Origin of the sequence: Nocardia sp. NPDC051030 (genome assembly GCF_040683015.1) — a bacterium.
In the GTDB taxonomy this organism is placed as follows: Bacteria; Actinomycetota; Actinomycetes; order Mycobacteriales; family Mycobacteriaceae; genus Nocardia.
Genome location: NZ_JBFBCD010000002.1, coordinates 485,356 through 510,855 on the forward strand (window position 1 = coordinate 485,356; position 25,500 = coordinate 510,855).

Genomic DNA, 25,500 nt, shown 5'->3' on the forward strand with positions numbered 1-25,500 from the left:
GGATCACCCCTCTGCGGGCCGGACCCAAACCCACCAGCCATTGCTGGCGGCGGTGACTTGGATTTGTTCGCCGTCGAATTCGACTTCGGTGGGGCCGGGGCGTTGGGCGCGGCCGTAGCAGTAGATGGGGCCTTCCAGGTCCAGGCTGCCGCCTATGTTCGCGCCGGGCTGGTCGGAGATCGCGCCGACGCTGGTGCCGGAGTGCCAGCGGCCGTCACCGTCTCGGAGCAGGTAGTCGATGTCGATTTCGCGGCCGTCGCCGTTGGTGTCGACCAGTGCTACGGCCCAGATTCCATTGCCGCCCACCGCGAGTACGCACGCATGGGCGGGATGCCAGCCCCCGATCGCGATCACTTCATCAGAAGTTGGGCTCAGCGACACCGGCTACCTCCCCTTGTTCCTTGCTCGAGGGTAGCGCGGTCCATGCGGGGCGGGGATCAATACCGGTTCAGCGGGACTCGGAAAAACCAGGGGCCATTGTCGATGAAAAATCCACGGGCGGGGCGGAATACGTCGTGCCAGAGCAGGCTGTCGGCGTGGATCAGCAGTTCCCTCGCGAAGGGGTCGACGGCGGGGGCACAGTGCAGTGCGCCCTCCTGGCGGTTGACGGTGCCGCCGAGCATGGGGCGGCATTGGTATTCGCCGCCGAGGTCGTCGACGATGGTGAAGCCCGATTGAAGTTGAAGCATTCGGCCGTGAGGCGCGTCGGGGTCGTCGTAGTCGGGGGTCAACCCGCCTGGAACATGTTGGGGGTGTGGCGGTTCCACCTGGATGCGCAGCTGGACGCGGAACCCGTCGTCGAACAATTCAGCCGAGAACACCGTCACGGCAAGGTGATTCACGACCGCGCGGTGACCGACCGCGACGACCTGCCGCAAGTGGTCGAACTGGGGGAACAGCGGTGGCGGCACGTCGGGCTCATCGGTACTGCCCGCGAGAACGGCCGACACCGACCCGCCGATCCGACTGGTGCTCAATGCGATATCGGGAATGTTATCCCGGCAGGTCGAGCAATACCATTCGCCGGGATCCATGCCCCCGACGAAGTCACCCGTATCGATACCGCAGCGGGAGCAACGCAAGTCGAACACGCGCCCGAGCCTAGCGAATCACCGTGCCGCGCACACGGTTCAGGAGCGACGGGACACGCGCTGCAGTACGGCAGTGCGAGCCACCGCGAGAAGCCCCCGAACCGCCAGTCCGACCGCGACCACGGGCGCGAGCAACAGCCACGGCGAACCCTTGTGGTAGTCGCAGTAGAAGCGGAGCGCGCTGCGATGATGGGCGCGGACCTTGCGGTACGGGGCCGAACGCATGCTGCCGCCCTCGCGGTGGCGGATTTCCACGGTCGGGTCGAGGACTACCCGGTAACCCGCCCGATGCATGTCGAGGGCCATCTTGGTTTCCTCGAAGTAGAGGAAGTAGCGGTCGTCGAACCCGCCCACCGCATCGAACGCCTCGCGGCGGAACAGCATGCAGCAGCCGGAGATCCAGTCGACATCGCTGACCGTGGTGACCGTTTTGCCGAAATACCTTCGGGTCGCGGGGTTTCCGGGCCAGATGCCGCCGAGCAGGGCATGCGCGATGCCGACCGCGAGGGAGGGGAAATGGCGGCCGGTGGGATACGGAGTGCCGTCCAAGCGCAGGATCTGCGGACCGATCATGCCGATCCGATCATCCGTTTTCGCGGTATCCACGAGGGCCGCGATCGCCCCCGGCTCGAGCTGGGTATCCGGGTTGGCGACCAGAATCCATTCGGTGTTCGTGGTGGCCGCACCCTGGTTGATCGCCGCGGACAGCCCGACATTCCTGGGATTGCGAATAACCCGCCCGCCGAACTCCTCGACAATGTCCGCACTCCCGTCGTGCGAGACATTGTCGACGCCGACCACCTCGACCGTGTACGGCTCCACCGCGCCCGGCAAGGTCGCCAGGAACGGCGGCAGATCCTCCGCGCTCTGATAGGTGACGAGAACGAGTCCGATAGCTTTCTCATCTCCGCGAGGCATGCCGGGAACCTACCAGGACGCCGCCCACACCCGCTCGGATCGCCCCCTTCCGCAGCCGGGACTATCGTCGACAGATCGCCGGTTCTTCATTCAGAAGCACTGCACCGTGCGCCACCTACGCGTCAGCGAGGATGACCCCTTGAAATACGTTCCCCGCCTGCTCCTGGCCCTGGCGATCCCGGCCGTGCTGTTCCTGCTCCCCTGGTGGACCTTGGTGGCGGCCCCCACCGAGGGCACGAGCACCCTCTTCTGGCTAGGAACCGCGATCACCGTCCTGGGCTACGTGGGCCTGCCCGCCGCCATGTTCCTCGGCCACGGCCCGAAGCAGTCGGATATCGCATCCATGGTGGGAGACACCGCACTCGGCGTCATGTGGGTCCTGTTCAGCTGGTCCGCCCTGGGCAATGTCATCCTCCGATCGGCCTTGATCATTGCGGGCGTTGACAATCCGACCCGCTCCCACACAGTCGCGATCACCGTCCTCGCGGTCACGGCCGTCCTGGTGGCATGGGGCATCTACGAAGCCCGCCGCGTACCCCGAGTCCGCACAGTCGATGTGGCGATTCCGGGTCTCGGAGCCGGACTCGACGGCCTCCGCATGGTGGTCATCACCGACACCCACTACGCCGCCCTCGACCGCCTCCGCTGGTCGGAGCGAGTAGTCGACGTCGTCAACGCCCAACACCCCGACATCGCCTGCCACGCAGGCGATCTCGCCGACGGCTCGGTCATCAAACGCCGCGCCCAGGTAGACCCCCTCGGCAAGGTGGAAGCCACCCTCGGCCGCTTCTACATCACCGGCAACCACGAATACTTCGGCGACGCCCCCGGCTGGATCGACCACATGCAGTCCATCGGCTGGCAGCCGTTGCATAACCAGCATGAGCTGATCACCCACAATGGCGAGCAGTTGATCATGGCCGGAATCGACGACCCCACCGGCGTAGGCATGGAAGGCCACGGCCCCAACCTCTCCGGAGCCCTCGAGGGCGTCGATTCAGCCCTCCCCGTAATCCTCCTGGCCCACCAGCCACGCCAAATCACCGATGCGGTAGCCGCAGGAGTGGCCCTCCAAATCTCCGGCCACACCCACGGCGGCCAAATCTGGCCCTTCCACTACCTGGTCCGCCTGGAGCAGCCCGTCGTAGCGGGGCTGTCCCGGCATGGCGACCGCACGCAGCTCTACACCAGCCGAGGCACCGGCTTCTGGGGGCCGCAACTCCGAGTCTTCGCTCCGAGTGAGATCACGGTCCTGGTCCTGCACCCGGCGTGAGCTGGGGCTGGCACCAAGGGCAAGGACGAAAAGACAAGAGATACAAGACAAAAGACAAGGACGCCTGGACAAGATAGAGATAAGAACAAAGACCAACCCCAACGAGCGGCCCGAAATGCCCGGCATATCCCCACCGTCCGCCCGACACGCCCGGCGCGCGGGGTGGAACTCATCGAGGGGGGACATGAGGCTGGTGTAAACGGACAAAACCCCGGCTCATGTCCCCCCTCGATGAACAGGCCGGGCCGACACGCTGCGACACGCCGCTGCCCGGCCCTTGGGGCCCCGGTTGGGCGTCTCGAGTCTTGTGCTCGAGGTTTTTCATCTCTTTCTCGTCCGGGCGCCCTTGTCTTTTGGCTTGTATCTCTCGGTTTTTGGTTGTTGGTCCCGGAACGGGACCACAACCTTCCAGCCAGGCCGGGACGAGAGGTAACGGCACCCGATGGGGGAGCCACAGTCGGGTACGGCAGGCGACGCCACCACGCAATATCCGTCCTGCCGTGCGCTTCGGGCACGAGCGTCCCGAGTCGTGTTTCTGACCGGTGCGGTTAATGAAAGCGATGGCCGAAGGCCGAGCCGGACGAGATGCGCGCGCTACCCTCGATTGCGTGCCGAAGCTGCTGATCATTCATCACACGCCGTCACCCCATATGCAGGAGATGTTCGAAGCGGTGGTGGCCGGGGCTACTGATCCGGAGATCGAAGGGGTCGAGGTGGTCCGGCGGGCTGCCTTGGGCGTGACCGCGAGCGATGTACTCGAGGCCGATGGCTATTTGCTCGGAACGCCAGCCAATTTGGGCTACATGTCCGGCGCTTTGAAGCATGCATTCGACACCTTCTATTACCCATGCCTGGACTCGACCAAAGGCCGCCCATACGGGTATTACATGCACGGGAATCAGGGAACCGAAGGTGCGGAACGCGGTGTCGAGAGCATCAGCACCGGGCTGGGTTGGGAGAAGGCCGCGGCACCGGTGATCGTTTCAGGGCCGCCGAGCAAGGCTGATATCGAGCGTTGCTGGGAGCTCGGGGCGACGGTTGCCGCTCAGCTCATGGGGTAGCTGCCGGGTTCCTATTCAGGGCGGAAAGCCGCCGGTGTCAGTGGGTTTCGGTGCATAGCGTCGGAACCATGGCAATTGATACGAGGCAGGTCAGAGCGCACGCGGTAGTCGGTGCGCCGGTGGTTTTGTTCATGGCGGTGGCGGCCGGGTTCGGGACTTCCACGATTTATCCATTGCAGCCCGGGATCGCTACCGTGGCCGAGTCTTTGGGGACTTCGGTGTCGGCGGTCGGTTTCGCGTTGGCGTGCGGGCCGCTCGGGTACATGCTCGGGCTGGCGTTGCTGGTTCCGCTCGTTGATCGGATCGCGCCGCGGCGGCTGCTGCTCGCGCAGTTCGGTGTGTTGGCGGGAGCGCTGGTGACGAGCGCGGCCAGCGGGTCGGTGTGGCTGTTGGGGGTTGCCATGGTGGTGGTCGGGGCCGCGTCTTCGGTTGGGGCGGCGCTCAGTTCACTTGCCGGGCGATTGGCCGATCCACAGCGGCGCGCAACGGTATTGGGTGTGGTGACCGCGGGGATTTCGGCGGGAATCCTGGCTGGGCGGATTGCCGGTGGCTGGCTCACCGATGCAGTCGGCTGGCGGGGGATGGTGGTGTTGCTCGCGGCCGGATGCGCGGTGATCGCCGTGGCCTCGGCACTGGTGATTCCGGCTGTGTCGCCGGGATCGGCCAATGGATATCTGGCCACGCTGCGGTCCATGCCCGGCCTGTTTCGCCGGTTTCCCGCGCTGCGGCTCGCTGCCGTGCGAGGTGCGTTGTGGTTCTTCGCGTTCTGTGCGGTGTGGGCCGGGGTGGCGGTCGCGCTGTCGGAGCCGCCGTTCTCGTATTCGGCCGAGCGGATCGGTTGGTATGCGGCGGCCGGGTTGCTCGGGATCGTCGCGACTCGGATCGCCGGGGCATGGACCGATCGGGTCGGGGCTCGGCGGGTGATTCTCGTCGGGCTGGCGTTGGCCGGATCTGCCGCACTGGTGCTTGCGGTCGCGTTGCCGAGTGTGGTCGCGACGGTCGTCGCGCTCGCTCTGTTCGATGCCGGGCTGTTCGCAGCGCAGGTTGCGAATCAGAGCACGGTGCTGGCGATCGATTCGGCCGCTCCGGCTCGGTTCAATGGCGCTTACATGTTGGTCTACTTCATTGGTGGCAGTGCGGGTACGGCGTTCGGTGCGGCTGCGGTGGGTTGGTTCGGGTGGGGGATTACGGCTCTGATCACGGCTGCGGCCATTGCGTCGGCGATGGTTATCACCGCAGTTGAGAGGGTGCGCCGAGGGCCTCGGATGTGAGCAGCCGCTTTCCCCCCGAATTCTGGTGGCTGACATATCAGCCATTCCGACCGTCATACTGCATGAGAATTGTGTCGGGAGTGGGAAGAGGTGAAGGCCGCCGTGGAGGCGATTGACTCGGGGATACGCCGGATCGGACTGGTCGAAGACCACGAATCTGTGGCGATCGGACTTGCGGCCATGTTGGCCCCGCAAGCCGATCTGGAGTTGGTGATCACCGCGGGCACGGTGGCGGAATTGCTGGCCGCAGGGCCGAAATTGGATTTGGTGGTGTTGGATCTGCGGCTCGCGGACGGATCCTCACCGGAAGACAATGTGCACACGCTGCGGGAGCGCGGGATCGAGGTGCTGGTGTTCACCGGCGCGGACAATCCGTTCATGGTGCGGGCCGCGGCCCGCGCGGGTGTGCTGGGTGTGGTTCGTAAATCGGAGGACGCGTCCACCGTGGTTGCCGCGGTGCGGCGGGCCGCGCAGGGCGAACAGGTGGTGACCACCGATTGGGCGGCCGCCATCGACGGTGATCCGCAACTGTCGAATGTCGGGCTCAGCCCGCGTCAGCAGCAGGTGTTGCAGCTCTACGCCTCTGGTGAGAAGGCGTCCCGGGTGGCGCGCATGACCGGCCTGTCGGAGCAGACCGTCAATGACTATCTGGGCCGCATCCGGCAGAAGTACGCCGACGCCGGACGTCCCGCCCCCACCAAGACCGATCTCTACAAGCGGGCTGTCGAGGACGGGTGGCTGCCCGTTCCCGAGCGGCATCCGCGCGCATGACCGCGTCCAGCGCTCTCGATTCAGCTCCTCGCGCCGAGCGTGCCATGCCAGCCGTCAGCCAGTTCGTGCAACGGCTGCGCGGCGGGCTGGCGGTGGCGTCGGAGGATCCGGCGACGGCCGCCTACGACCGGATCATGCGCAGGCTCGGCATTTCGGTCGGTATCGCCGGGGTGCTGGTCGGCTGCGCCGAACTGCCGGAGATCGCCGAACAGTCCAAGCTCGCCCCCACCTGGTGGGTGATCCTGGCGCCGCTGCTGGCGTTCGGCGGTTATCCGGTGCTGGCGGTGGTGTCGGCGGTGGCCGGGACGCGCGCCATCCGGGTGGTATCCGGTTGTGCCGCACTGCTTTTCCTGGGCGCGCTGGCCACCATTCCGTTTGCGCTGGAGCTGCACACCGTGGACGCCACCACGGTGTGGCCGTATCGGGTGACGCCGCTGGCGGTGACGGCGGCCGTGCTGGCCTGGTCGACCCGGCTGATCGTCGCCTATCTCATGGTGGCGACCTCCTCGGCGGCGCTGGCCGTCGTGTACACGGTGGCCGAGTTCTCACCGGCCACGATCACCGAAAACTTCCTGCGCGCAGTGGGTTTGTCCGCACTGTTCGTGTGGTGCGGTACCGCCGCCACCGGGGCCGCGGCCAGAGTGGACCGGGAATCGGCCATCGCCAGCCGCCGGGCCGGTGCGGCCGCCGCCGCACAGGCCCGCGATCGGGAACGCGCCCGATTCGCGGCGCTCATTCACGATGCCGTGCTGTCCACCCTGCTGGAGGCCTCGCGCGCCGGGGCGCAATCGGATGTGCTGCAACGCCAGGCCGAACGCACCCTGGAGCAGCTCGACGAATGCCGCGGCAGCGACCGCGATCCCGATCTGCTCGACGCCCGCTCGGCGGTGCTGTTCCTGCGCGCTTCCGTGCAGGAGATCAATCCGAGCATTCGGTTCGCGACCCGCACCTGGCCCGGCTTCGACGATCTGCGCATGCCCGTGCACTCGGCGAGCACGATTGCCGCCGCCCTGGGCGAGGCCGTGAAGAACAGCCTGCGCCATGCCGCCGTACCCGGTCGCGAGGTGCGCCGCACCGTCACCGCCACCGTCAGCGCGGGCAGCATCCGCATCGTATTCACCGATGACGGAGCGGGATTCGACCTGGCCGCCGTGTCCGCGGACCGGCTCGGCATCTCCATGAGCATTCTCGGCCGCATGCGGCAACTGGCCGGCGGTTCCGCCTTCGTGGAATCGCTGCCGGGCGAGGGCACCACCGTCACGCTGGTCTGGGGTGGCGATGGTACGCGTTGACACCCGCATGTCGGAACTGGATTCCCGGTTCGGCCTGCGCGATCTCCTCGGCCTGCGCGGCCATGCCGCCTGGCTGTTCCTGCTGATTCTCGAGGCGACCATCGCCCTCTATATGGCCCGCAATTTCGGCGAGTCACCGTACTGGGCAGCCATTTTGAGCATGGGTCTCATGCTCAGCGCGGGCGCGGTGGTGCTGGCCGTGCCGGTCGATCCGCTGCCGATCCCGGTGGCGGTGTTCGCCGCGGTCGCCACACCGGTGGCGACGGCGCTGACGGTCATGAGCCCCGCGGATTCGAGCACCCAGCAATCGGTGTGGTCGGCCTTCGCGTCCTCCTATGTCTTCGCGGTCCTGGTGCTGCGCGGGCGAATTCGGACCGCCTGGGCGGGCGTGGCCGGGGTCGCGGGCGTACTGCTGCTCGCCGGACTCGAGGACCACTTGCAGGCTCGCACGGTGATCGGCTCGCTGGTGCCGGTCGGCACGGTGGCCGCCATCTCGGTGTTCCAAGCCGTCATGCGTCCCATGCAGCGTTCCCTGCGCCTGCTGCGCGAGGACGCCATGGTCCGCGCCGCCGCCGATGCCACCATGGCCGCCGCCGAAAGCGAACGAGGCCGTCAGCTGGCACGTTTGGACCGGGTCGCCCGGCCGATCCTGGAACGCATTGCCGAGGGCGCGGAACTCAGCGCACTCGAGCGTGAGGAATGTCGCCTGCTGGAGGCCGAACTGCGCGACGGCCTCCGGGCTCCGCAGCTGGTCACCGATGAACTCAGCGGTGCGGCGCGCGGCGCGCGATTCCGCGGAGTCGAGGTGGTGCTACTCGACGACGGCGGTTTCGGGGGCGTGCCCGAATGGGTCCGCAAGCGCGTGATCGACGCGGCCACAAAGGAATTGGATGCCGCGAATGCCGGATCGGTCACGGTCCGTGTGCTCCCGATCGGCCGCCACGTCCTCGCGACCGTGCTCGCCCACGCTCCGGATCACGACCGCCGCACGGAAATCGATACGGACGGCAAAGTCAGCGTCACCGACTGACTTCCCCGCCGTTCGGACTGACCCCGTCACTCCAGCGTCCTCTTGGCCGGAATCCGCTCGCACAGTGTGGGTTCCGGCCAAAAAGCTCCCCGGGCCGCCGGGGTGCTGCGAACTTCGGGGGTGCCGCAAACTTCAGGGGGTGTCGCAGCGGCCCGGGCCGCCGCGCTTCATCTGGTCGCGCAGGGCGTCCTGCACCGTGGTCGACAGCCAGGAGTTGAGTGACTGGCCGCTCTGGGCGGCCGCACTCTCCGCGCGGGACTTGAGCTGTTCGACCAGGCGCAGTGTGACGCGGCTGATATCGCCGGTCATCTCCTCGAAGGTCGGGTGCTCGTCCTCGACACCCGCGGTCTTACGGACGTCCACACGCGCATCGGTGCCGTCGACGGAGACGTGCACGGTGCGGTCGCCGACGGCGGCGCTCACTTCGGTGGCGAGTTCGGAGAGGGCGGCCAGCAACACGAGCCGCGCCGAGTTCTCGGTGGCTGCCGCCAGCGCGGCGGCGGTGGCCTGCGTCTTCTCATCGCCGAGCGCGGCGGCCGCGATGAGGTCTTCCCGCAGTTGAGCGGTGTACTTGTTCAGATCCATGACACCAGTGTGACGTCACCGGTGATGTCATTCAAGGACAGTTTTGCCGTCAAGATCGGCCATCCGCACCGAATCGCCATCGACCGGGCAACGGTTCGGGTATAAGGATGCAAATGCCTTTTCGGGTACGCGGTAGCCTTTCCAACTATGACGAACGGTGAATCGACGCGAATCGAGCTGCGCGCGTCCGGCACAGTAGGTGTCGCGATGGTGACCCCCTTTACCGCCGAAGGCAAGCTCGACGTCGACGCCGGGGTGGCTCTCGCCGCCCGCCTGATCGATGGCGGAGTCGACCTGCTCGCCATCTCCGGCACCACCGGTGAATCGCCCACCACCACCGAATCGGAGAAGTTCGACCTGCTGCGCGCCGTCGTGGATGCGGTCGGTGATCGTGCCACCGTCATCGCGGGTACCGGCACCTACGACACCGCGCACAGCATCGAACTGTCTCGCAATGCCCAGCGTGCGGGTGCGCACGGCCTGCTCGTGGTCACGCCGTACTACTCGCGTCCCACACAGGACGGTCTGCTCGCGCACTTCACCGCCATCGCCGATGCGACCGATCTGCCGGTGACTTTGTACGACATTCCGCCGCGCTCGGTGGTGCCGATCGCCACCGACACCATTCGCCGCCTGGCCGAGCATCCGCGCATCGTCGCGGTCAAGGACGCCAAGGGCGACCTGAATGCCGGCGCGGAACTGATCGCCGAAACCGGACTGTCCTTCTACTCCGGCGACGACGTGCTCAACCTGCCCTGGCTGTCGGTCGGGGCCGTCGGATTCATCAGTGTCATCGGACATCTGGTGCCGGACCGGCTGCGCGCCCTGCATCAGGCGTACAACGCCGGGGACGTGCGACGCGCCCGGGAAATCAATGTAAGCATGATTCCGCTCAACCGGGCCATGGCCCGCCTGGGCGGAGTTGCCATGACCAAGGGCGCACTGCGCCTGCTCGGAATCGAAACCGGAGACCCACGCTTGCCACAACTCATGCCGACCACCGAACAACTCGACGAACTGGCAGTGGATTTGCGCGCTGCCGGGGTGCTCGCGTGAGCGGCCCCGTGGAGCGTCGTCCGCGCCGGACCGCGAGCCGCGCCGCGGGTGCGCCCGTCGAGCCGAAGCCCGTGGTGAAGGCCCCGGCCGTCGAGAAGCCTGCCGTCGAGAAGCCTGCTGTAGCGAAGGCCGCGGCGGAACCGGTTGCGGCGCAGGCGGAATCGGCTGCCCCGGTCCGCGAGCGCTCGACTCGCGCCCGCAATGGCTCGGCCGAGCGGGCCAAGGCCGCGCAGGACGCGCCCAAGTCGGAACCCGCCAAGGCCGAACCCGCCAAGTCCCGGCAGGACGATGCCCCCGCGCGCTCGCGCCAGGATCGTTCGCGTCGCGGTGGCGGCAGCAGCGGTGGTGGCGGCGGCCGTGGCCGTCAGGGCGGCGGTCGTAATGACCGTCCCGAGAACTCCGCCCCGATCCGCCGCGACCCGCTCGCGCTGAGTGCCCCGCCCGCCGCCCCCAAGGGCGGTCTGCGCGTGTTCGCGCTCGGCGGCATCGGCGAAATCGGCCGCAATATGACCGTTTTCGAGTACAACGGCAAGCTGCTCATCATCGACTGCGGCGTGCTGTTCCCCGAGGACCAGCAGCCCGGCGTCGACCTGATCCTGCCGGACTTCGGTCCCATCGAGGATCGCATCGACGATGTCGAGGCCGTCATCCTGACCCACGGTCACGAGGATCACATCGGCGCGGTGCCGTTCCTGCTGCGCTTGCGTCGCGACATCCCGGTCGTCAGTGCGAAGTTCACCCTCGCGCTGGTCGCAGCGAAGTGCCGCGAGCACCGGCTGCAGCCCAAGCTGGTCGAGGTCATCGAGGGCGACCGCACGGAGCACGGCCCGTTCGACTGCGAGTACTTCGCGGTCAACCACTCCATCCCGGATGCCCTGGCGGTCGCGGTGCGTACGCCCGCCGGCATGGTGCTGCACACCGGTGACATCAAGCTCGACCAGCTGCCTCTCGACGGCCGCCTCACCGACCTGGCCGGTTTCTCCCGCCTCGGCGATGAGGGCGTGGACCTGTTCCTGGTCGACTCCACCAATGCCGAGGTGCCCGGCTTCGTCACGCCCGAGCGTGAGATCGGCCCGGTCCTGGACAATGTGATCGGCAAGGCCAAGGGCCGTGTCATCGTGGCGTCGTTCGCCTCGCATGTGCACCGCATTCAGCAGGTCATCGACGTGGCCAAGCGGTATGACCGCCGGGTCTGCTTCGTCGGCCGGTCCATGGTCCGCAATATGCAGATCGCGCAGGACCTCGGCTACCTGGATCTGCCCGACAATCTCGTCGTCGATATCGATCAGGCCGCGAATCTGCCGGTGCACAAGCTGGTGCTCATCTCGACCGGCTCGCAGGGCGAACCGCTGTCGGCGCTCTCGCGCATGGCGCGCGGGGATCACCGCCAGATCAATATCCGTCCGGACGATCTCGTGGTGTTGGCCTCCTCGCTCATCCCCGGCAATGAGAACGCCGTGTTCACCGTGGTGAACGGGCTGGCCCGGGTGGGCGCGACGGTCATCACCCAGCAGAACGCGAAAGTCCATGTGTCCGGCCATGCTTCGGCCGGTGAGCTGCTGTACCTGTACAACGCGGTGCGGCCCACCAATGCCATGCCGGTGCACGGCGAATGGCGGCACCTGCGGGCCAATGGTGCGCTCGCCGCGGCGACCGGTGTGCCGGAGGAGCGGGTCATTCTGGCGGAGAACGGCGTCGTGGTCGATATGGTCGACGGCATTGCCTCGATCACCGGCCGGGTGCCGGTCGGCCAGGTGTACGTGGACGGCCTGTCGGTCGGCGATGTCGGCGAATCCACCCTCTCGGACCGCCTGGTCCTGGGCGAGGGCGGCTTCATCTCCATCGTGGTCGGCGTCGACTCCACCACCGGAAAGGCCGTCACCACACCGGAAGTCGTCGGTCGCGGCTTCTCCGACGACCCGGACGCGCTGGCCGGAGCCCAGGAACTCGTCGAATCCGAGTTGCAGCGCCTGGCCACCGAGGGCGTCAGCGACACCCACCGGATCGCGCAGAGCGTGCGCCGCGTGGTCGGTCGCTGGGTGGCGGAGAAGTACCGCCGCCGCCCGATGATCGTGCCGACCGTCATCGGCGTCTGATCGTCTCAGACCAGAAATCCCCGGCAGCCTGGCTGCCGGGGATTTCTTTTTCGCTGCGCGCGGGCGCTAGTTGTCCTGGCAGGCAGCCGAATCCAGCTTCGCGGTCTTCACGATGCTGCACGCGTAGGTGTGGTCGATCTTCCACTCCGTGCCCTCGGCGATGAAGGAGACCGTGGCATTCTCGACCGGCGTGCCGCCGATGGTGACCTTCGCCTCGGCCTTGATCTTGCCGTCCGTGGCATCCGGGACATTGGTGATCTCGATCTTGACATTGTTCTTCTTGGCGGCGTCGACCAGCTTGGCCACCAATTCCGGGTCCTGCCCGGCATTCTCGATCCAGCTCACCTTGGTCTTGGCGTCGATCGACGGATCGAAGGCCTTGGTGATCCGCTCGTTCAACTCGGCCACGGTCGGCTTGGCCAGGTTCGGCGCGGGCGTGGTGGACGGTGCCACACCGGTCATATTGGTGTCCGGATCGATGCTGCCCTCGAATTTGCCCGCGGGCGCGGCCGAGGTGGTGGCGGCGCTCTCGGACTTGGTGTCACTGGAGCTGCACGCGACCAGGCTCACTGCGGAACCGGCGAGTACCAGCGCGGCGGCCGCGCGGAAGATGGTGTGCTGCAATGGCGTCTTGGTTTTCAACGACTGTCTCCCCTTGGTGATTCAGATATCAGAGCTGGTAGCCGGTGGTGCAGCTCCAGTGGATGATGGTCGCGCCCGACCGGTTCTTGTTCAGCGCCTGATTCTTCGCTTCCGTCCGGGAGTAGGCCGCGCCGTAGGTGTAGAGGCCCGCGCGCGACGAATAGGCGATCGCGCCACAGCCATTGGAGAACCAGGAGACGACTCGGCAGTCGTTGAAGCCGCAGACGCGCATCGCCTCGGCCTTTGCCTCCGGCATGCTGTCGTAGTCGGTGGAATAGGCGTAATGACCGGTGGACGGGGACAGGGCGATCGCGCCGTTATAGACAGCGTCCGCACTGGCCGGAGCCGCGGTACCGGCCAGCAGGGTGCCGGCGACCGCGACCAGCACGGCCGCGCCGCTGAGGATCTTCTTCACGAGATTGCCCTTCGTTCTTTCGAAACCACGATGGCAATCATGATCAATCGGAGGCCTTATCGCCAGCCGGGTGTTCCCCTTAAGACTCGGGTAATGCATCCGGCCTGATGTCCGATTAGGGTACCCATATGAGTATGGCGCAAAGGGAACGTCAGGCCCTGGTCCAGGCAATGGCGGCCGCCGGTCCGGACGCCGCCACCCTGTGCGGGGAATGGACCGTGCGAGACCTGGCCGCGCACTTGATCGTTCGCGAACGCCGCCCCGACGCCGCTCCCGGCATCATGCTGAAGCCCTTCGAGCCCTACCTGGAGAACGTGCAGCGCAAGGTGGCGCGGCGGCCCTTCCCGCAGCTGCTGGACACCGTGAAAAGCGGCCCGCCCTGGTATCTGCGCCCGGTGGACGCGCTCATGAACCTCACCGAGATGTTCATCCACCACGAGGACGTGCGCCGCGGCACGCCCGGCTGGGAGCCGCGGGTGCTGCCCGCCGCCGATGAGGACCGGCTCTGGAAGGTGCTGACCGGTTTGGCGCGCATGGCATATCGCAAATCACCGGTTACTGTCGCGCTGGCCACGCCGGACGGCCGCCAGACCGTCGCGCACAAGGCGGGGGAGCGCACCGTGGTGCTTGCCGGTCCGCCCTCCGAGCTGCTGTTGCATGCCTTCGGCCGCAATGAGGTCCGGCTCGAGGCCACCGGTGATCCGGAGGATGTGCACACGGTGTACGCACTCGACCGCAGCGTGTGAGGATCCCACCAGCCGGGACCGTCGTACCAGGTGGAGTGGAAGATCAAACCTCGATCATGAAACGATCACGCGACGAACGGTAGTTTTCGTGCGACGAACGGTAGTCGCTGCGATCGGCAGCGACCCGTGGTGTGATGAAGGTGGTTCGCAATGTCTTGGCAACTGGCGGTTCTCGGACCGGTCGAGTTGATATGGGATGGGGTTCCGGCTGCCTCCATGCCGCCCAAGCAGCAGGCGGCCCTGGTCATGCTCGCCGGGGCGCGCGGACGCACCCTGTCGGTCGAGGAAATGATCGGTGGCATCTGGGGTACCGACCGGCCCGCTTCGGCGGTCGGCGCGCTCCGCAACTATGCCTGGGCGCTGCGTAAGCACCTGTCCGCCCGGCCGGGTGAGATCCAGCTGGCCTCGGAATCGCGCGGGTATCGGCTGGACGGACCCATCGATATCGATATCGATCGCGCCGACCGCCTCCGCGCCGAGGCCGAAGAGGCCCGCGCCGCAGGAGTTCTCGATCGCGCCGACGCGGTGCTGCGCGACGCCATGCGACTATGGCGCGGCGACCCGCTCAGCGGTGTGCCCGGCCCCTGGGCGTCCGCCGAACGGGCCCGGCTGCGGCGACTGCACCGGGTGCTGCACGAGGACCTCATCGATATCACCGTGCAGCGCGGCGACTATTCGCGCGCCATCGCCGATCTGGAGGCGCTGATCACCGGGGACCCGCACAGTGAGCGGCTGCGCGGGCTCATGATGACCGCCATGTACCGGGCCGGGCGCCGGACCGAGGCCCTCGACGAATATCAGCGCATCCGGCGACTGCTGGTGTCCGAGCAGGGCATCGAACCCGGACCGGCGCTGCTGGAATTGCACCGGCAGATCCTGGCCGACGAACTGCCCGCGCTCGCCGCCGATACCGCGCCCATTCCGGTGATCGCGCCCAAGCCCGCCCAATTGCCGCCGGACACTTCCGATTTCACCGGCCGCCAGGAACTCGTCAAGGAACTGTGCGCGGTGCTCTCGGGCACGCCCGCGCCGATCGTCACCATCTCCGGTATGGGCGGGGTCGGCAAGACGGCGCTGGCTTTGCATGTGGCACACCGGATTCGGGATCAATACCCGGACGGGCAGCTGTATGTCGATCTGCAGTGCGCGGGGGCCGATCCCGCCGCGCCGGAACACGTGCTCGGGGCCTTCCTGCGGTCGCTCGGCGTGCAGCCGCGCGAGGTGCCGGTCGGGCTGGCCGAGCGGGCGGCGCAGTTCCGCACGGCGGTCAGTGGGCTGCGCATGCTGCTGGTGCTCGACAATGCCTGCGACGCAACGCAGATCATGCCGCTGCTGCCCGGCGATTCCGGCTGCGCGGTGCTGGTGACGGCGCGACGGCCGTTCACCGCCCTACCCGGGGTGCGCCCGGCCGCCCTGCGCGTGCTGGAAACCGATGAGGCCGTCGAACTGTTCGCCCGCATTGTCGGCGCACAGCGCGTGGCCCTCGAACCGGAGGCCACGCGGCGCATTGTCGAACTGTGCGGCCTGCTGCCCATGGCGGTGCGGATCGTGGCCGCCCGGGTCGCGGCACGGCCGCGCTGGACCATCGTGTCCGAGGCGGACCGGCTCGCCGCCGAACGCCATGACCTGGACCGCTTCCGGGTCGGTGACCTGGCGCTGGCCGCGGCATTCCGGGCCGGATACGAGCAACTGCCCGCCTCCGCCGCGCGCGCCTTCCGGTTGTTGGCCGCCGCCGCGCTGCCGGATCTGCCCCTGGCCGCGACCGCCGCCGTCCTGGACACGGTGGAACCCGTCGCCGAGGATCTGTGCGAGGAGCTCGTGGATCGCGGCATGCTGGAAACCACCGGTCGCGGCCGGTACCACTACCACGACCTGATGCGCCTGTACGCGGTCGGATTCGGCGTCGACACCCAGGTGGACGCCCTGGGCCGACTGCTCGACTACTACCTCGCCACCATGAAAACCGTGCTGCGCGTGCGGCATCCGGGCCTGCGACTGCGACTGGCCCCGACGGGGCATCCGGGCACCCGGCTGGCCGATCTGGAATCCACCCGCGAATTCCTGAATGTCGAGCGCCGCAATCTGGTCACGCTCTACCGGCTGGCGGCCGGAGGACGGCCGCATCATCGCGCCATGGCCGCCGATCTGGCGCTCACGGTCGCCGAGACCATGCTGGCCACCGACGCCACCGTCGATATCGAGAAGGCCCTCGAAGAACTCATCGCCGCCGCCGAGGCCGACCGCAATGCGGTGGCCGCCCAGCGCGCCCGCCTTGCCTTGGCCATCGCGCAGGTCACCGAATTCGGTGAGCCGCAACGCGCGGCCCGCAATGTCGAACGCCTACTGGCCGAGGTGGATCCCGAAACCGAGCCGTGGGTCGCCGGTTCCAGCCACGTCTGCGCGGGCAGCCTCGCCCTGCACGGCAATGACCCGGTCCGCGCGGCCACCCACTTCGCGGCCGCGCTGCGCCACTATCGCGACGGCACCAGCCCCGAATGCGTCCGAGTGGCCTATTCCCTGCTCGCCCGGGCATATTCAGCCGCCGGACGCGACCGCGACTCCCTGGCCGCCGCCGCCCGCGCCGTAGTCGGCGACTCCCATCCCGGCACCCGCCGCAACGTCATGTGGGCCCTCACCGAGGCCGCCTGGGTAATCAGCGACGGCGACGCCGACCTGGGCACCCGCCTCTTCGACGCCGCCCTCCGTGCCTCCCGCCGTGCAGGCAGCGGCCGCTTCGAATCCGTAGTCCACGCCCGAGCCGCCCTCGCACACCTGACCGGCGGCCGCCTAGCCCAAGCCGCCGAACACGCCGAACGCGCCGAAGCAACCCGCGAAAGCGCCCACGTAGGCATCATCCACACCTACAACTGGCTGGTCCGCTACACCGCCCTCCGCAGCCTCGGCCGCAATGTCGACGCCGCCGAATGCTACCGAGCCGCCTCCACCCAAATCCCCGACTTCGACGCCGCCCTGACCAGATGGGCAGCCATGTTCGGCCCCACCCCAAACCCCACCCCCGACCGCGAGATTCCCGTATCCGCAGCCAGCTGACCCGCTCTCGCCGGTGGCCGTGATCGGGGCGTCTCGGCCGGTCGGGGTGGTGAGCGCCTCATGTCTGATATGCCTGGGTCGTGTGTTGCGGATGGTCCGCATGGGGCGTTTGCGGCTAGCCTGGGGATCATGGCAGGTAAGTCCCGCACCACCGCAACGTCACGTTCGCGAGCGGGATCGACGCGGGGGCAGACTCCGGCACGGTCCCAGAAGCGTGCGGCTCCGCGCACGGCTGCGCGAAAGCGCACTGCGGGGGCGGGACGGGCCGCACCGGCTGCGGCCCGGCGTCGCCCGGCTCCGCGGCGGCGGTCTAATACCGCGCCGCTGGCGGTGGTCACGCGGGGTGTCAGTAGTGGTTGGAATATGTTGGCGCGCGGGCTGGGGGCCACCACGCGGGCGGTCAGTCGGGCGGGGGATATCGAGCATGGGCATCGGCGTGACGGAATCGCGCTGGGGCTGGTCGGTTTCGCGTTCGTGATCGCCGCTGCGGTGTGGCTATCGGCGGGCGGGCCGGTCGGGCATTGGGTGGATACCGCCGTGCGCGCGGTGGCCGGATCCGTTTCGGCGGCACTGCCGTTCGTGGCGGTGGCTATCGCGGTGATTCTCATGCGCACCGAACCGCAGCCGGAGATCCGCCCCCGCCTGGTGCTGGGCGGACTGCTGGCCGGGCTGCCGGTGCTGGGCCTGTGGCATCTGGCCGCCGGTGCTCCGGCCGATGCGCACGGTCGCGCGCATGCCGCCGGATTCGTCGGCTATGTGGTCGGCGGGCCGTTGCGCGACGGTCTCAGCGCCTGGCTCGCGGTGCCATTGCTCCTGCTGGCCATCGGATTCGGCATTCTGCTGCTCACCGGCACCACGGTGCGGGAGGTGCCGGACGCGCTGCGCGAGATCTTCGGCACCGACAGCGGCGGCGACGAATACGAAAGCTACTCCGACGAACCCGGCCTCTACGACCCGTCCAACTATGACGCGGACGGCTTCCCGCTGCACCGCAATGCGAATGGCGGCACCCGGCGTCGGCGCGGCAAGTCGCCGTCGGAGAACTATCCGCCCGACGAGTTCGGCGGTTCCGACGCGGTCACCGAGATCATCGGCGAGCCGCCCTTGCAGGACGCCAAGGACATCGTCAAGGAAGAGAAGCCGAAACCCAAGGCGCGCAAGGTCGCCCCGAAGGTCGTCGCGGTCGATCAGACCCCGCCGCCGCAGCCGCAACAACTGGAGTTCGTCACCGACCGCGAGGTGGACGGCGACTACCAGCTGCCGCCGCTGACCCTGCTCACCGATGGCGATCCGCCGAAGAAGCGCAGCGCCGCAAACGAATCCATGATCGAGGCCATCACCGAGGTGCTGGTGCAGTTCAAGATCGACGCAGCGGTCACCGGATTCGTGCGTGGCCCGACGGTCACCCGCTACGAGGTCGAGCTGGGCCCCGGCGTGAAGGTCGAGAAGATCACCGCCCTGGCCCGCAATATCGCGTACGCGGTCGCCACCGAGAATGTGCGCCTGCTCGCGCCGATTCCCGGCAAGTCGGCCGTCGGTATCGAGGTGCCGAACGCCGACCGCGAATTGGTCCGCCTGGCCGATGTTTTGAAGGCCCCCACCACCCGCGCCGACCATCACCCGCTGCTGATCGGCCTGGGCAAGAACATCGAGGGCGAGTTCGTCTGCGCCAATCTCGCCAAGATGCCGCATTTGCTGGTCGCCGGTTCCACCGGTTCCGGTAAGTCGAGTTTCGTGAACTCCATGCTGGTGTCCCTGTTGGGCCGGGCCACCCCCGAAGAGGTTCGCATGATCCTCATCGACCCCAAAATGGTGGAACTCACGCCCTACGAAGGCATTCCGCACCTGATCACGCCCATCATCACCCAGCCCAAGAAGGCCGCCGCCGCGCTGGCCTGGCTGGTCGAGGAGATGGAGCAGCGCTATCAGGACATGCAGGTCAACAAGGTCCGCCACATCGACGACTTCAACCGCAAGGTGAAGTCCGGCCAGATCACCGCCCCGCTGGGCAGCGAGCGCATCTACCGCCCGTACCCCTACATCCTCGCCATCGTGGACGAGCTCGCCGACCTCATGATGACCGCCCCCCGCGACGTCGAGGACGCCATCGTCCGCATCACCCAGAAGGCCCGCGCCGCAGGCATTCACCTGGTCCTGGCCACCCAGCGCCCGTCCGTCGACGTCGTCACCGGCCTGATCAAGACCAATGTCCCGTCCCGCCTGGCCTTCGCCACCTCCTCGCTGACCGACTCCCGAGTCATCCTCGACCAGCCCGGCGCCGAAAAACTGATCGGCATGGGTGACGGCCTGTTCCTGCCCATGGGCGCGAACAAGCCCACCCGCCTGCAGGGCGCGTTCATCTCCGACGAGGAAATCCACGCGGTAGTCGAATTCGCCAAGACCCAAGCCGAACCCGACTACCAAGAGGGCGTCACCGCCGCCAAGGCAGGCGAAAAGAAGGACATCGACGCCGATATCGGCGACGACCTCGACCTCCTCCTCCAAGCCACCGAACTGGTCGTCACCTCCCAATTCGGCTCGACCTCCATGCTCCAACGCAAGCTCCGAGTCGGCTTCGCCAAGGCGGGCCGCCTCATGGACCTCATGGAAACCCGAGGCGTGGTGGGCCCCAGTGAAGGCTCCAAGGCCCGAGACGTCCTCATCAAGCCCGACGAACTGGATGGCCTCCTCTGGACCATCCGAGGCGGCGGCGACGAACCGCCCCCGGACGGTGACTCCGAGTAGTCCGTGTCTGCGGCCCGAGTGGCCGCCGGATACATTTGCTCGGTCCGCATTCCTCTGCGAAAGGGTTACCGCCATGTCGATCGCCGCTGACAAGGTCGTCTCCATCGAATACACCTTGACCGACGACGACGGTGATGTGCTGGACACCTCCGTCGGTGAGGCTCCGCTGGTCTACCTGCATGGCGCGGACAACATCGTGCCGGGCCTGGAGCAGGCGCTGGAGGGCAAGGTCGCCGGGGACGAGCTGAAGGTCGTCATCGAGCCCGAGGACGGGTATGGCGAATACCTGGCCGAGCTGGTCAGCACGGTGGACCGGGAGATGTTCGAGGGGATCGACGAGATCGAGGCCGGGATGGAATTCCATGCCGAGGCCCCGGACGGGGAGTCGCAGATCGTCACGGTGCGCGGGGTGGACGGCGATGAGGTGACCATCGACGCCAACCATCCGCTGGCCGGTCAGCGCCTGCACTTCGCCGTCAAGATCGTCGATATTCGCGATGCCAGCGAGGACGAGCTCGCCCACGGCCACCCGCACGGAGACGACGACCACGAGCACTGAGCCGACCCGGGGCCGCCGGTCCGATCTCCACTAGAACGTGTTCTATATTCGGGGGACCGTTCCGGCCTGCTCAGCCGGTAGTGAATTCACGCTGAGTGACTGTCGTCGGCTACCGTCGGCGGCAGTCCGTGTGAATGTGGAATCTAATCGGGCAGAATCTATTCAAATGAGCACAATGCGTAATCCGAACGCGTGATCAAGCTCACCGGTTAACGTTTCCTGGAAAATGTTGTCCGATTTACTCGGAGAATTCTTCCGGATTGACGTGCGAATTTACGGTTCCTTGACGTTTTCCGGCTTCGACCGGGGATTGTCGATCTTTACGCTGCCGCACCGGCTGTTCACCAAAACCTCGCTGAGCGGGCTTAGTGTGCGAAGTGCGCCTGACTCAATGCCGATTCGACGCTTCTGATCGACAATACATTTCGGACAGACGGAGTCATTCGCATGCGTGTCCTCTCCAATTCTTCGCTCGCACCGCACAATCGACTCGAAGTGACACCACCCCCGACCGTTCCACGGCTCTCCTCGGCGGTGCTCGGCCGCCTTCCCGACTCGGTGGCGAGACCCGGGTTCGCGCCGCGCAGCCTGACGACGGGGATCCTGCATCTCGGCTGCGGATCGTTCCATCGGGCGCATCAGGCGTTGGCGACCCAGCATGCCATCGACGCCACGTCGGATCGGCGCTGGGGAATCGCCTCGGTGGCCATGGCTCGTCCCGCGGTGGTCGACGCCTTGCGGGCTCAGGACAATCTCTACACCACGCTCCTGCACGATGATGCCGGGCGGGCGCGGGTCGAGGTGGTCGGCACCATTATCGAAGCCGTGCACGCGCCTTCGGATCGCACCGGGGTCCCCAATCGCATTGCCGACCCGGGGATCAAGATCGTCACCTTGACCGTCACCGCGAGCGGCTACTGCCTCTCACCGGTCACCGGACGACTCGATGCCGACTGCGATCTGGTCCGCCACGACCTGCAACATCCGAGACAACCGATCTCACCGATCGGCATGCTCGCGCACGGGTTGGACGAGGTGCGCCGTCGCGGCGGCACCCCGCCGGTCGTGCTCAGTTGCGACAACCTGACCGGGAACGGCAGGAATCTGCGCGCGGCCGTCATCGACTTCGCGGCCCTGCGCGGCGGCGGCCTCGCCGACTGGATCGCCCGCAATGTCCAATTTCCCAATAGTGTCGTCGACCGCATCGTGCAGCCCGCCACCCCGGCCGATCCCGCCGTCGCGCGAAACTGGCTGGGCGGCATCGAAGATCGCGCACCCGTCTCCGCCGAACCGTTCATGACCTGGACCATCGAGGACTTCGACGGCGAACGCCCGCGCTGGGACCTGGCGGGTGCGCGCTTCGTCCAGGACGTCACCGACTACGAACTGGCCAAGCTCCGCCTGCTCAATGGCACCCACATGCTGCTCGCCTACCTCGGCGCACTGGCTGGATATCGTGATATCGCCGCTGCGGCAACAGATCCCGCGCTCGGTGCGCTCGCCCGGCAATTCATGCTGCGCGAGCAGGGGCCGACCCTGTCCCTGCCGCCCAGCGAATTGCGCCGCACCGTGGACGAGTTGATGGCACGCTTCCGCAACCCGGCGATCTGCCAGGACATGACCAGGGTCGGCCGTAATGGCTCGGACAAGATGGTGCCCAGAGTTGTTGCCGCCCTGCGCGATAACGTCGAAGCCGGTCGGCCCACACCGGGTGCGGCGCTACTGATCGCCGCCTGGATTCGCTGGTTCACCCTCGGTCATCCCGCCGGGGCGGCCATGGACCTGATCGACCCGCGGGAGAACTCGCTGGCGACCCTGGTCGACTCCCGGGATCCGCACCGGTGCGCGCGCGGTTTCTTGCAGCGCACCGATATTTTCGGCACGCTGCCGGAGTTGGACCGGCTGCAACAGCAGGTCGGTGACGCGTTGGCCGAACTCATGCGTGACGGCGTCGATGCCACGGTTCGCCGCAGGCTGACACCGGAATTCGAAGGGAGCAACCGATGACGGTGGTGCGAGCGGTCGTCTTCGATATGGACGGCCTCCTCATAGATTCCGAACGCCTGGCCATGGAATCCCTGATCAGCGCGGGTACCGAATTCGGCTACACCATGTCCCCAGCCCTCTGCCGCTCCATGATCGGCGTTCCCGCGGACCGCTGCCGCCAACTGGTCACCGACGCGTACGGCCCGGATTTCCCGCTGGAGGAGTACTTCGAACTACACGAGATACACCTCCGTCAACTGGTCGACGACGGGAAGCTGACCACCAAGCCCGGTGCCCTCGCACTCCTGGATGAACTGGAGCGCCAAGGCATTCCGAAGGCCATCGCCACCTCGTCCTCCCGAGTCCGGGCCGACCACCACCTCCAACTGGCCGGTCTCGCCGACCGCTTCGAGGCCGTGATCACCAGACAAGACGTAGTCAACGGAAAACCGGACCCGGAGCCGTACCAGAAGGCAGTCGTGACCCTCGGATACGAAGTGAACGACACACTGGCCCTGGAGGATTCCACCAACGGCCTGCGCGCCGCCCACGCCGCGGGCCTGCGCTGCATCCTCATCCCCGACCTGGTGCAACCCACCGACGAATCCCGAACCCTGGCCCACCGCCTCTACCCGGACCTGCACCACGTCATCGACTACGTCGTGGCAGCCAACGCGTAAGGCTCACAACCTGGTGCGCAGAGGCGAAGGCCCGCCGCCGGGCGCTTGTCCGACGCTCAGGCAGTCTGCAGTGATTCGGCGCTCTGCGGATGGCGGGTGAGGATCGGGCGGAGTAGGAGGTAGAGGGGGAAACCGAGGGGGGACAAGAGGATTGTGAAGATGAGGATGGGGGCCATGAGCAGCGGGTGGATGTTGCGTTCGCGGCTGTCCAGGTAGATCCAGCGGCCGATGAAGAGGTCCCAGGCGATGATCTGCGTCCACAGGTAGGTGACGGCGGCCGGGTCGGCGACGAGATCGGTGAGTACCTGCAGTGAGGGGCCGGTGACGGCACGCCAGAGCGGGCCGATGTGCGGTAGGGCCGGGATGGCCCAGATTGTCAACGGGGCCAGCACGATCCACGGCGAGCCGATGATTTGCTTGGTCCATTTCCAGTGTGGGGCAAAGATCATCAGCGCCCAGAACGGGGTGGTGACCGTGAAGGCGAGGGAGAATATCTGACTCATCGAACTACCTCCGGTGTGGCGACGGGTGTGGACGCGAGGGTGATGGCGGTGCCGGCGGCGACCAGGGTGATCAGCAGTGCGAACGCGATGAGCGTCGCGCCGTCGGGATGGATCAGCGGCTGGCCGCGCAGGGCCTGCCAGGTCAGCACGGCGAGGGTTCCCGCGTAACCGGCCGCGACGGTGAGCACCAATCCCAATCGAGTGCTCGTACTGCGCAGCAAGGGGATACGTGGGGCGAGGAGGGTGAGAACCGCTGCGAACAGCGGCAGCAGTTGCAGGGCATGCATGCCGACGAAGTGCGGTATGCGCAGATCGCCCGCGGTGGTGCTCCATCCCGTCAACGGCATGCCGGGCGTGCCGTCGGGTGCTCCCACGGTGTGGGCCCCGGCAACGTCCTTGACCCCGGATTGTCTGCCGGGCATAAGAAACGCCACACCCATGCCGACGAGTGATAACGCGATACCGAGCCGGATCGCCCAGGTGGTCGGTGCGTCGGCGAGGCGCTGAAATGCCAGCATCACTCCGACTGCCAATGTGGCGACGAACAGCACGACGATGGAGAACGTCATGACGCTCCACAGCGTCGAATTGAACGGCGTGGTGTTGTTGAAGTGACTTCGGGTGCCGCGCACGACTTGCAGGACGATCACCACTTGCTCGATCGCGCCGGTGGCCACGGCGATCGTTCCCGCCCACCACAGCAGTCGAGAACCCTTGGTGCTCAAGGAAATAAGCCATGCCCACGCGGTGCAGTAGAGCACGAACGACATGGCGAATTTGAACGGTTTGAACCAGGCGAGCGAACCGGCGATGTGCTGATGGCCGACCAGCATGCCGACGATCGCGACCACGGCGAGCACCGCGTTCGCGGCGGCGAAGATCATCAGCGGCCGGTGCCAGTGGATGGCTCTGCGTGCGAGTGTGCCGAGTTGATGGGTGGTCATGCGACCCCTCCTCTAACGGATAGCATTACTATCTACTATCGGATAGTGATGCTATCCGTAGTATGTTCGAGCGGCAAGAGGTACGCGAAAACTACGGAGGATCAATGCGGATCGCGGAGCTGAGCAAGCTCAGTGGGGTTCCCGTGCCCACGATCAAGTACTACCTACGGGAAGGACTGCTCACCGCCGGCGAGCTGTCCAGCCCGAACCAGGCCAGCTACAACGAGATTCACCTGCGCCGCCTACGCCTGATCCGCGCATTGCTCGAGGTGGGCGGGCTCTCGGTAGCCGCAATCCGCGACGTGCTCGCCGCGGTCGACGAACCGGACCTGTCGATGTGGAAACTGCTCGGGGTGGTCTCGGACAGCCTGCAGAAGCACGAGACCATCGCCGACGACGAGGAATGGCGCAGAGCCCGAGCCACCGTCGAAGCCTTGCTGCTGAGTCGCGGCTGGATCGACCACGACTCGTTCTGGCCGCCCGCCGCGAACACCCTGACCATGGTGGCGCTCCGGCTGTCCCAATTAGGTTATGAGAGTTTCGTATCCGAGGCCCTGACAACCTACCTCGACGCCGCTGAAAAGGTCGCCGACCTGGACGTCGACTACGTGCTGCGCTTCCCCGACCGAGAGGACGTCGTAGACGGCGTAGTCGTCCTCACGGTCCTCGGTGAAGCGGCCCTGAGCGCCGCCCGCCTCATCGCCCACCGCCACGTCTCCGCCACCAAGCTGGGTATCCCTGCACCCCAGGCAGATTGACTCCCCGAGCCCGCACCCCGCACACCT

Annotated in this window: 23 protein-coding genes; 15 read left to right on the forward strand and 8 right to left on the reverse strand. The window is 67.0% G+C overall.

Annotation, left to right across the window (positions count from 1 at the left end):
• Window positions 1–3: 3 nt before the first annotated feature.
• The 3 genes from AB0N05_RS06760 to AB0N05_RS06770 all read right to left on the reverse strand — a co-directional run bounded on the left by AB0N05_RS06760 (window position 4) and on the right by AB0N05_RS06770 (window position 2,009).
• A complete protein-coding gene (locus tag AB0N05_RS06760; RefSeq protein ID WP_364688371.1) occupies window positions 4–354 on the reverse strand; it encodes a hypothetical protein in 351 nt (116 codons plus the stop codon).
• Window positions 355–437: 83 nt separating this feature from the next.
• Window positions 438–1,091, reverse strand: coding sequence for a hypothetical protein (locus AB0N05_RS06765; RefSeq protein ID WP_364688373.1), 654 nt, complete (start codon window positions 1,089–1,091; stop codon window positions 438–440).
• A gap of 39 nt (window positions 1,092–1,130) precedes the next feature.
• Window positions 1,131–2,009 carry a glycosyltransferase family 2 protein gene (locus AB0N05_RS06770; RefSeq protein ID WP_364688375.1) on the reverse strand — a complete coding sequence of 293 codons (879 nt, stop codon included), beginning with the start codon at window positions 2,007–2,009 and terminating at the stop codon, window positions 1,131–1,133.
• A gap of 139 nt (window positions 2,010–2,148) precedes the next feature.
• Here AB0N05_RS06770 and AB0N05_RS06775 point away from each other — a divergent pair, with 139 nt between their 5' ends.
• From AB0N05_RS06775 to AB0N05_RS06800, 6 genes are all read left to right on the forward strand, one after another.
• Window positions 2,149–3,282, forward strand: a complete 1,134-nt coding sequence (locus AB0N05_RS06775) for a metallophosphoesterase (protein WP_364688377.1) — start codon at window positions 2,149–2,151, stop codon at window positions 3,280–3,282.
• A 608-nt stretch (window positions 3,283–3,890) separates the two neighbouring features.
• Complete coding sequence (locus AB0N05_RS06780) at window positions 3,891–4,343, forward strand: flavodoxin family protein (RefSeq protein WP_364688379.1); 453 nt, start codon at window positions 3,891–3,893, stop codon at window positions 4,341–4,343.
• A gap of 68 nt (window positions 4,344–4,411) precedes the next feature.
• A complete protein-coding gene (locus AB0N05_RS06785) occupies window positions 4,412–5,614 on the forward strand; it encodes an MFS transporter (protein ID WP_364688381.1) in 1,203 nt (400 codons plus the stop codon).
• 102 nt (window positions 5,615–5,716) lie between these two features.
• The gene (locus AB0N05_RS06790) at window positions 5,717–6,385 is read left to right on the forward strand and encodes a response regulator transcription factor (RefSeq protein ID WP_364688383.1); all 669 of its coding nucleotides are present in this window, start codon (window positions 5,717–5,719) and stop codon (window positions 6,383–6,385) included.
• Window positions 6,386–6,429: 44 nt separating this feature from the next.
• Complete coding sequence (locus AB0N05_RS06795; RefSeq protein WP_364688385.1) at window positions 6,430–7,677, forward strand: ATP-binding protein; 1,248 nt, start codon at window positions 6,430–6,432, stop codon at window positions 7,675–7,677.
• Complete coding sequence (locus tag AB0N05_RS06800; RefSeq protein WP_364689567.1) at window positions 7,664–8,707, forward strand: hypothetical protein; 1,044 nt, start codon at window positions 7,664–7,666, stop codon at window positions 8,705–8,707. The genes AB0N05_RS06795 and AB0N05_RS06800 overlap by 14 nt, the downstream gene beginning before the upstream one ends.
• Window positions 8,708–8,839: 132 nt before the next feature.
• Here AB0N05_RS06800 and AB0N05_RS06805 read toward each other — a convergent pair whose 3' ends face one another.
• A complete protein-coding gene (locus AB0N05_RS06805; protein ID WP_364688387.1) occupies window positions 8,840–9,292 on the reverse strand; it encodes a hypothetical protein in 453 nt (150 codons plus the stop codon).
• A gap of 147 nt (window positions 9,293–9,439) precedes the next feature.
• Here AB0N05_RS06805 and dapA point away from each other — a divergent pair, with 147 nt between their 5' ends.
• Together dapA and AB0N05_RS06815 are read left to right on the forward strand one after the other, a co-directional pair.
• On the forward strand, window positions 9,440–10,348 hold the full coding sequence (gene dapA, locus AB0N05_RS06810) for a 4-hydroxy-tetrahydrodipicolinate synthase (protein ID WP_364688389.1): 909 nt from the start codon (window positions 9,440–9,442) through the stop codon (window positions 10,346–10,348).
• 8 nt (window positions 10,349–10,356) lie between these two features.
• The gene (locus tag AB0N05_RS06815; protein WP_364689570.1) at window positions 10,357–12,444 is read left to right on the forward strand and encodes an RNase J family beta-CASP ribonuclease; all 2,088 of its coding nucleotides are present in this window, start codon (window positions 10,357–10,359) and stop codon (window positions 12,442–12,444) included.
• A 66-nt stretch (window positions 12,445–12,510) separates the two neighbouring features.
• Here the strand turns inward: AB0N05_RS06815 and AB0N05_RS06820 are convergent, their stop codons facing one another.
• Together AB0N05_RS06820 and AB0N05_RS06825 are read right to left on the reverse strand one after the other, a co-directional pair.
• Window positions 12,511–13,086: a hypothetical protein gene (locus AB0N05_RS06820; protein WP_364688391.1), complete on the reverse strand. Its 576-nt coding sequence runs from the start codon at window positions 13,084–13,086 to the stop codon at window positions 12,511–12,513.
• A gap of 28 nt (window positions 13,087–13,114) precedes the next feature.
• A complete protein-coding gene (locus AB0N05_RS06825) occupies window positions 13,115–13,501 on the reverse strand; it encodes a DUF4189 domain-containing protein (RefSeq protein WP_364688393.1) in 387 nt (128 codons plus the stop codon).
• Between the two features lie 128 nt (window positions 13,502–13,629).
• Here AB0N05_RS06825 and AB0N05_RS06830 point away from each other — a divergent pair, with 128 nt between their 5' ends.
• From AB0N05_RS06830 to AB0N05_RS06855, 6 genes are all read left to right on the forward strand, one after another.
• On the forward strand, window positions 13,630–14,247 hold the full coding sequence (locus AB0N05_RS06830; protein ID WP_364688395.1) for a TIGR03085 family metal-binding protein: 618 nt from the start codon (window positions 13,630–13,632) through the stop codon (window positions 14,245–14,247).
• 150 nt (window positions 14,248–14,397) lie between these two features.
• Window positions 14,398–17,298 carry a BTAD domain-containing putative transcriptional regulator gene (locus tag AB0N05_RS06835; RefSeq protein ID WP_364688397.1) on the forward strand — a complete coding sequence of 967 codons (2,901 nt, stop codon included), beginning with the start codon at window positions 14,398–14,400 and terminating at the stop codon, window positions 17,296–17,298.
• Between the two features lie 129 nt (window positions 17,299–17,427).
• Window positions 17,428–20,043 (forward strand): DNA translocase FtsK, encoded by a 2,616-nt coding sequence (locus tag AB0N05_RS06840; protein ID WP_364688399.1) that lies wholly within the window; start codon window positions 17,428–17,430, stop codon window positions 20,041–20,043.
• A 73-nt stretch (window positions 20,044–20,116) separates the two neighbouring features.
• Entirely contained in the window at window positions 20,117–20,602 is a 486-nt protein-coding gene (locus tag AB0N05_RS06845; protein WP_364688401.1) for a peptidylprolyl isomerase, read from the forward strand.
• Between the two features lie 495 nt (window positions 20,603–21,097).
• Window positions 21,098–22,609, forward strand: coding sequence for a mannitol dehydrogenase family protein (locus AB0N05_RS06850; RefSeq protein WP_364688404.1), 1,512 nt, complete (start codon window positions 21,098–21,100; stop codon window positions 22,607–22,609).
• Window positions 22,606–23,268 carry an HAD family phosphatase gene (locus AB0N05_RS06855; RefSeq protein ID WP_364688406.1) on the forward strand — a complete coding sequence of 221 codons (663 nt, stop codon included), beginning with the start codon at window positions 22,606–22,608 and terminating at the stop codon, window positions 23,266–23,268. Before AB0N05_RS06850 ends, AB0N05_RS06855 begins: the two co-directional genes overlap by 4 nt.
• Window positions 23,269–23,324: 56 nt before the next feature.
• Here AB0N05_RS06855 and AB0N05_RS06860 read toward each other — a convergent pair whose 3' ends face one another.
• Complete coding sequence (locus AB0N05_RS06860) at window positions 23,325–23,771, reverse strand: ABA4-like family protein (protein ID WP_364688408.1); 447 nt, start codon at window positions 23,769–23,771, stop codon at window positions 23,325–23,327.
• Window positions 23,768–24,715, reverse strand: a complete 948-nt coding sequence (locus tag AB0N05_RS06865; RefSeq protein WP_364688410.1) for a hypothetical protein — start codon at window positions 24,713–24,715, stop codon at window positions 23,768–23,770. Before AB0N05_RS06865 ends, AB0N05_RS06860 begins: the two co-directional genes overlap by 4 nt.
• Window positions 24,716–24,819: 104 nt before the next feature.
• Here AB0N05_RS06865 and AB0N05_RS06870 point away from each other — a divergent pair, with 104 nt between their 5' ends.
• Window positions 24,820–25,473, forward strand: a complete 654-nt coding sequence (locus tag AB0N05_RS06870) for a MerR family transcriptional regulator (protein ID WP_364688412.1) — start codon at window positions 24,820–24,822, stop codon at window positions 25,471–25,473.
• The last annotated feature ends 27 nt before the right edge of the window (window positions 25,474–25,500 follow it).

Excerpts from the sequence above, each read along its gene's own strand:
- AB0N05_RS06770 (WP_364688375.1), bottom strand. The coding sequence starts at position 2,009 with ATGCCTCGCGGAGATGAGAAAGCTATCGGACTCGTTCTCGTCACCTAT.
- AB0N05_RS06785 (WP_364688381.1), top strand. The coding sequence starts at position 4,412 with ATGGCAATTGATACGAGGCAGGTCAGAGCGCACGCGGTAGTCGGTGCG.
- AB0N05_RS06795 (WP_364688385.1), top strand. The coding sequence starts at position 6,430 with ATGCCAGCCGTCAGCCAGTTCGTGCAACGGCTGCGCGGCGGGCTGGCG.
- AB0N05_RS06800 (WP_364689567.1), top strand. The coding sequence starts at position 7,664 with ATGGTACGCGTTGACACCCGCATGTCGGAACTGGATTCCCGGTTCGGC.
- AB0N05_RS06805 (WP_364688387.1), bottom strand. The coding sequence starts at position 9,292 with ATGGATCTGAACAAGTACACCGCTCAACTGCGGGAAGACCTCATCGCG.
- dapA (WP_364688389.1), top strand. The coding sequence starts at position 9,440 with ATGACGAACGGTGAATCGACGCGAATCGAGCTGCGCGCGTCCGGCACA.
- AB0N05_RS06830 (WP_364688395.1), top strand. The coding sequence starts at position 13,630 with ATGAGTATGGCGCAAAGGGAACGTCAGGCCCTGGTCCAGGCAATGGCG.
- AB0N05_RS06835 (WP_364688397.1), top strand. The coding sequence starts at position 14,398 with ATGTCTTGGCAACTGGCGGTTCTCGGACCGGTCGAGTTGATATGGGAT.
- AB0N05_RS06840 (WP_364688399.1), top strand. The coding sequence starts at position 17,428 with ATGGCAGGTAAGTCCCGCACCACCGCAACGTCACGTTCGCGAGCGGGA.
- AB0N05_RS06845 (WP_364688401.1), top strand. The coding sequence starts at position 20,117 with ATGTCGATCGCCGCTGACAAGGTCGTCTCCATCGAATACACCTTGACC.
- AB0N05_RS06855 (WP_364688406.1), top strand. The coding sequence starts at position 22,606 with ATGACGGTGGTGCGAGCGGTCGTCTTCGATATGGACGGCCTCCTCATA.
- AB0N05_RS06860 (WP_364688408.1), bottom strand. The coding sequence starts at position 23,771 with ATGAGTCAGATATTCTCCCTCGCCTTCACGGTCACCACCCCGTTCTGG.
- AB0N05_RS06865 (WP_364688410.1), bottom strand. The coding sequence starts at position 24,715 with ATGACCACCCATCAACTCGGCACACTCGCACGCAGAGCCATCCACTGG.
- AB0N05_RS06870 (WP_364688412.1), top strand. The coding sequence starts at position 24,820 with ATGCGGATCGCGGAGCTGAGCAAGCTCAGTGGGGTTCCCGTGCCCACG.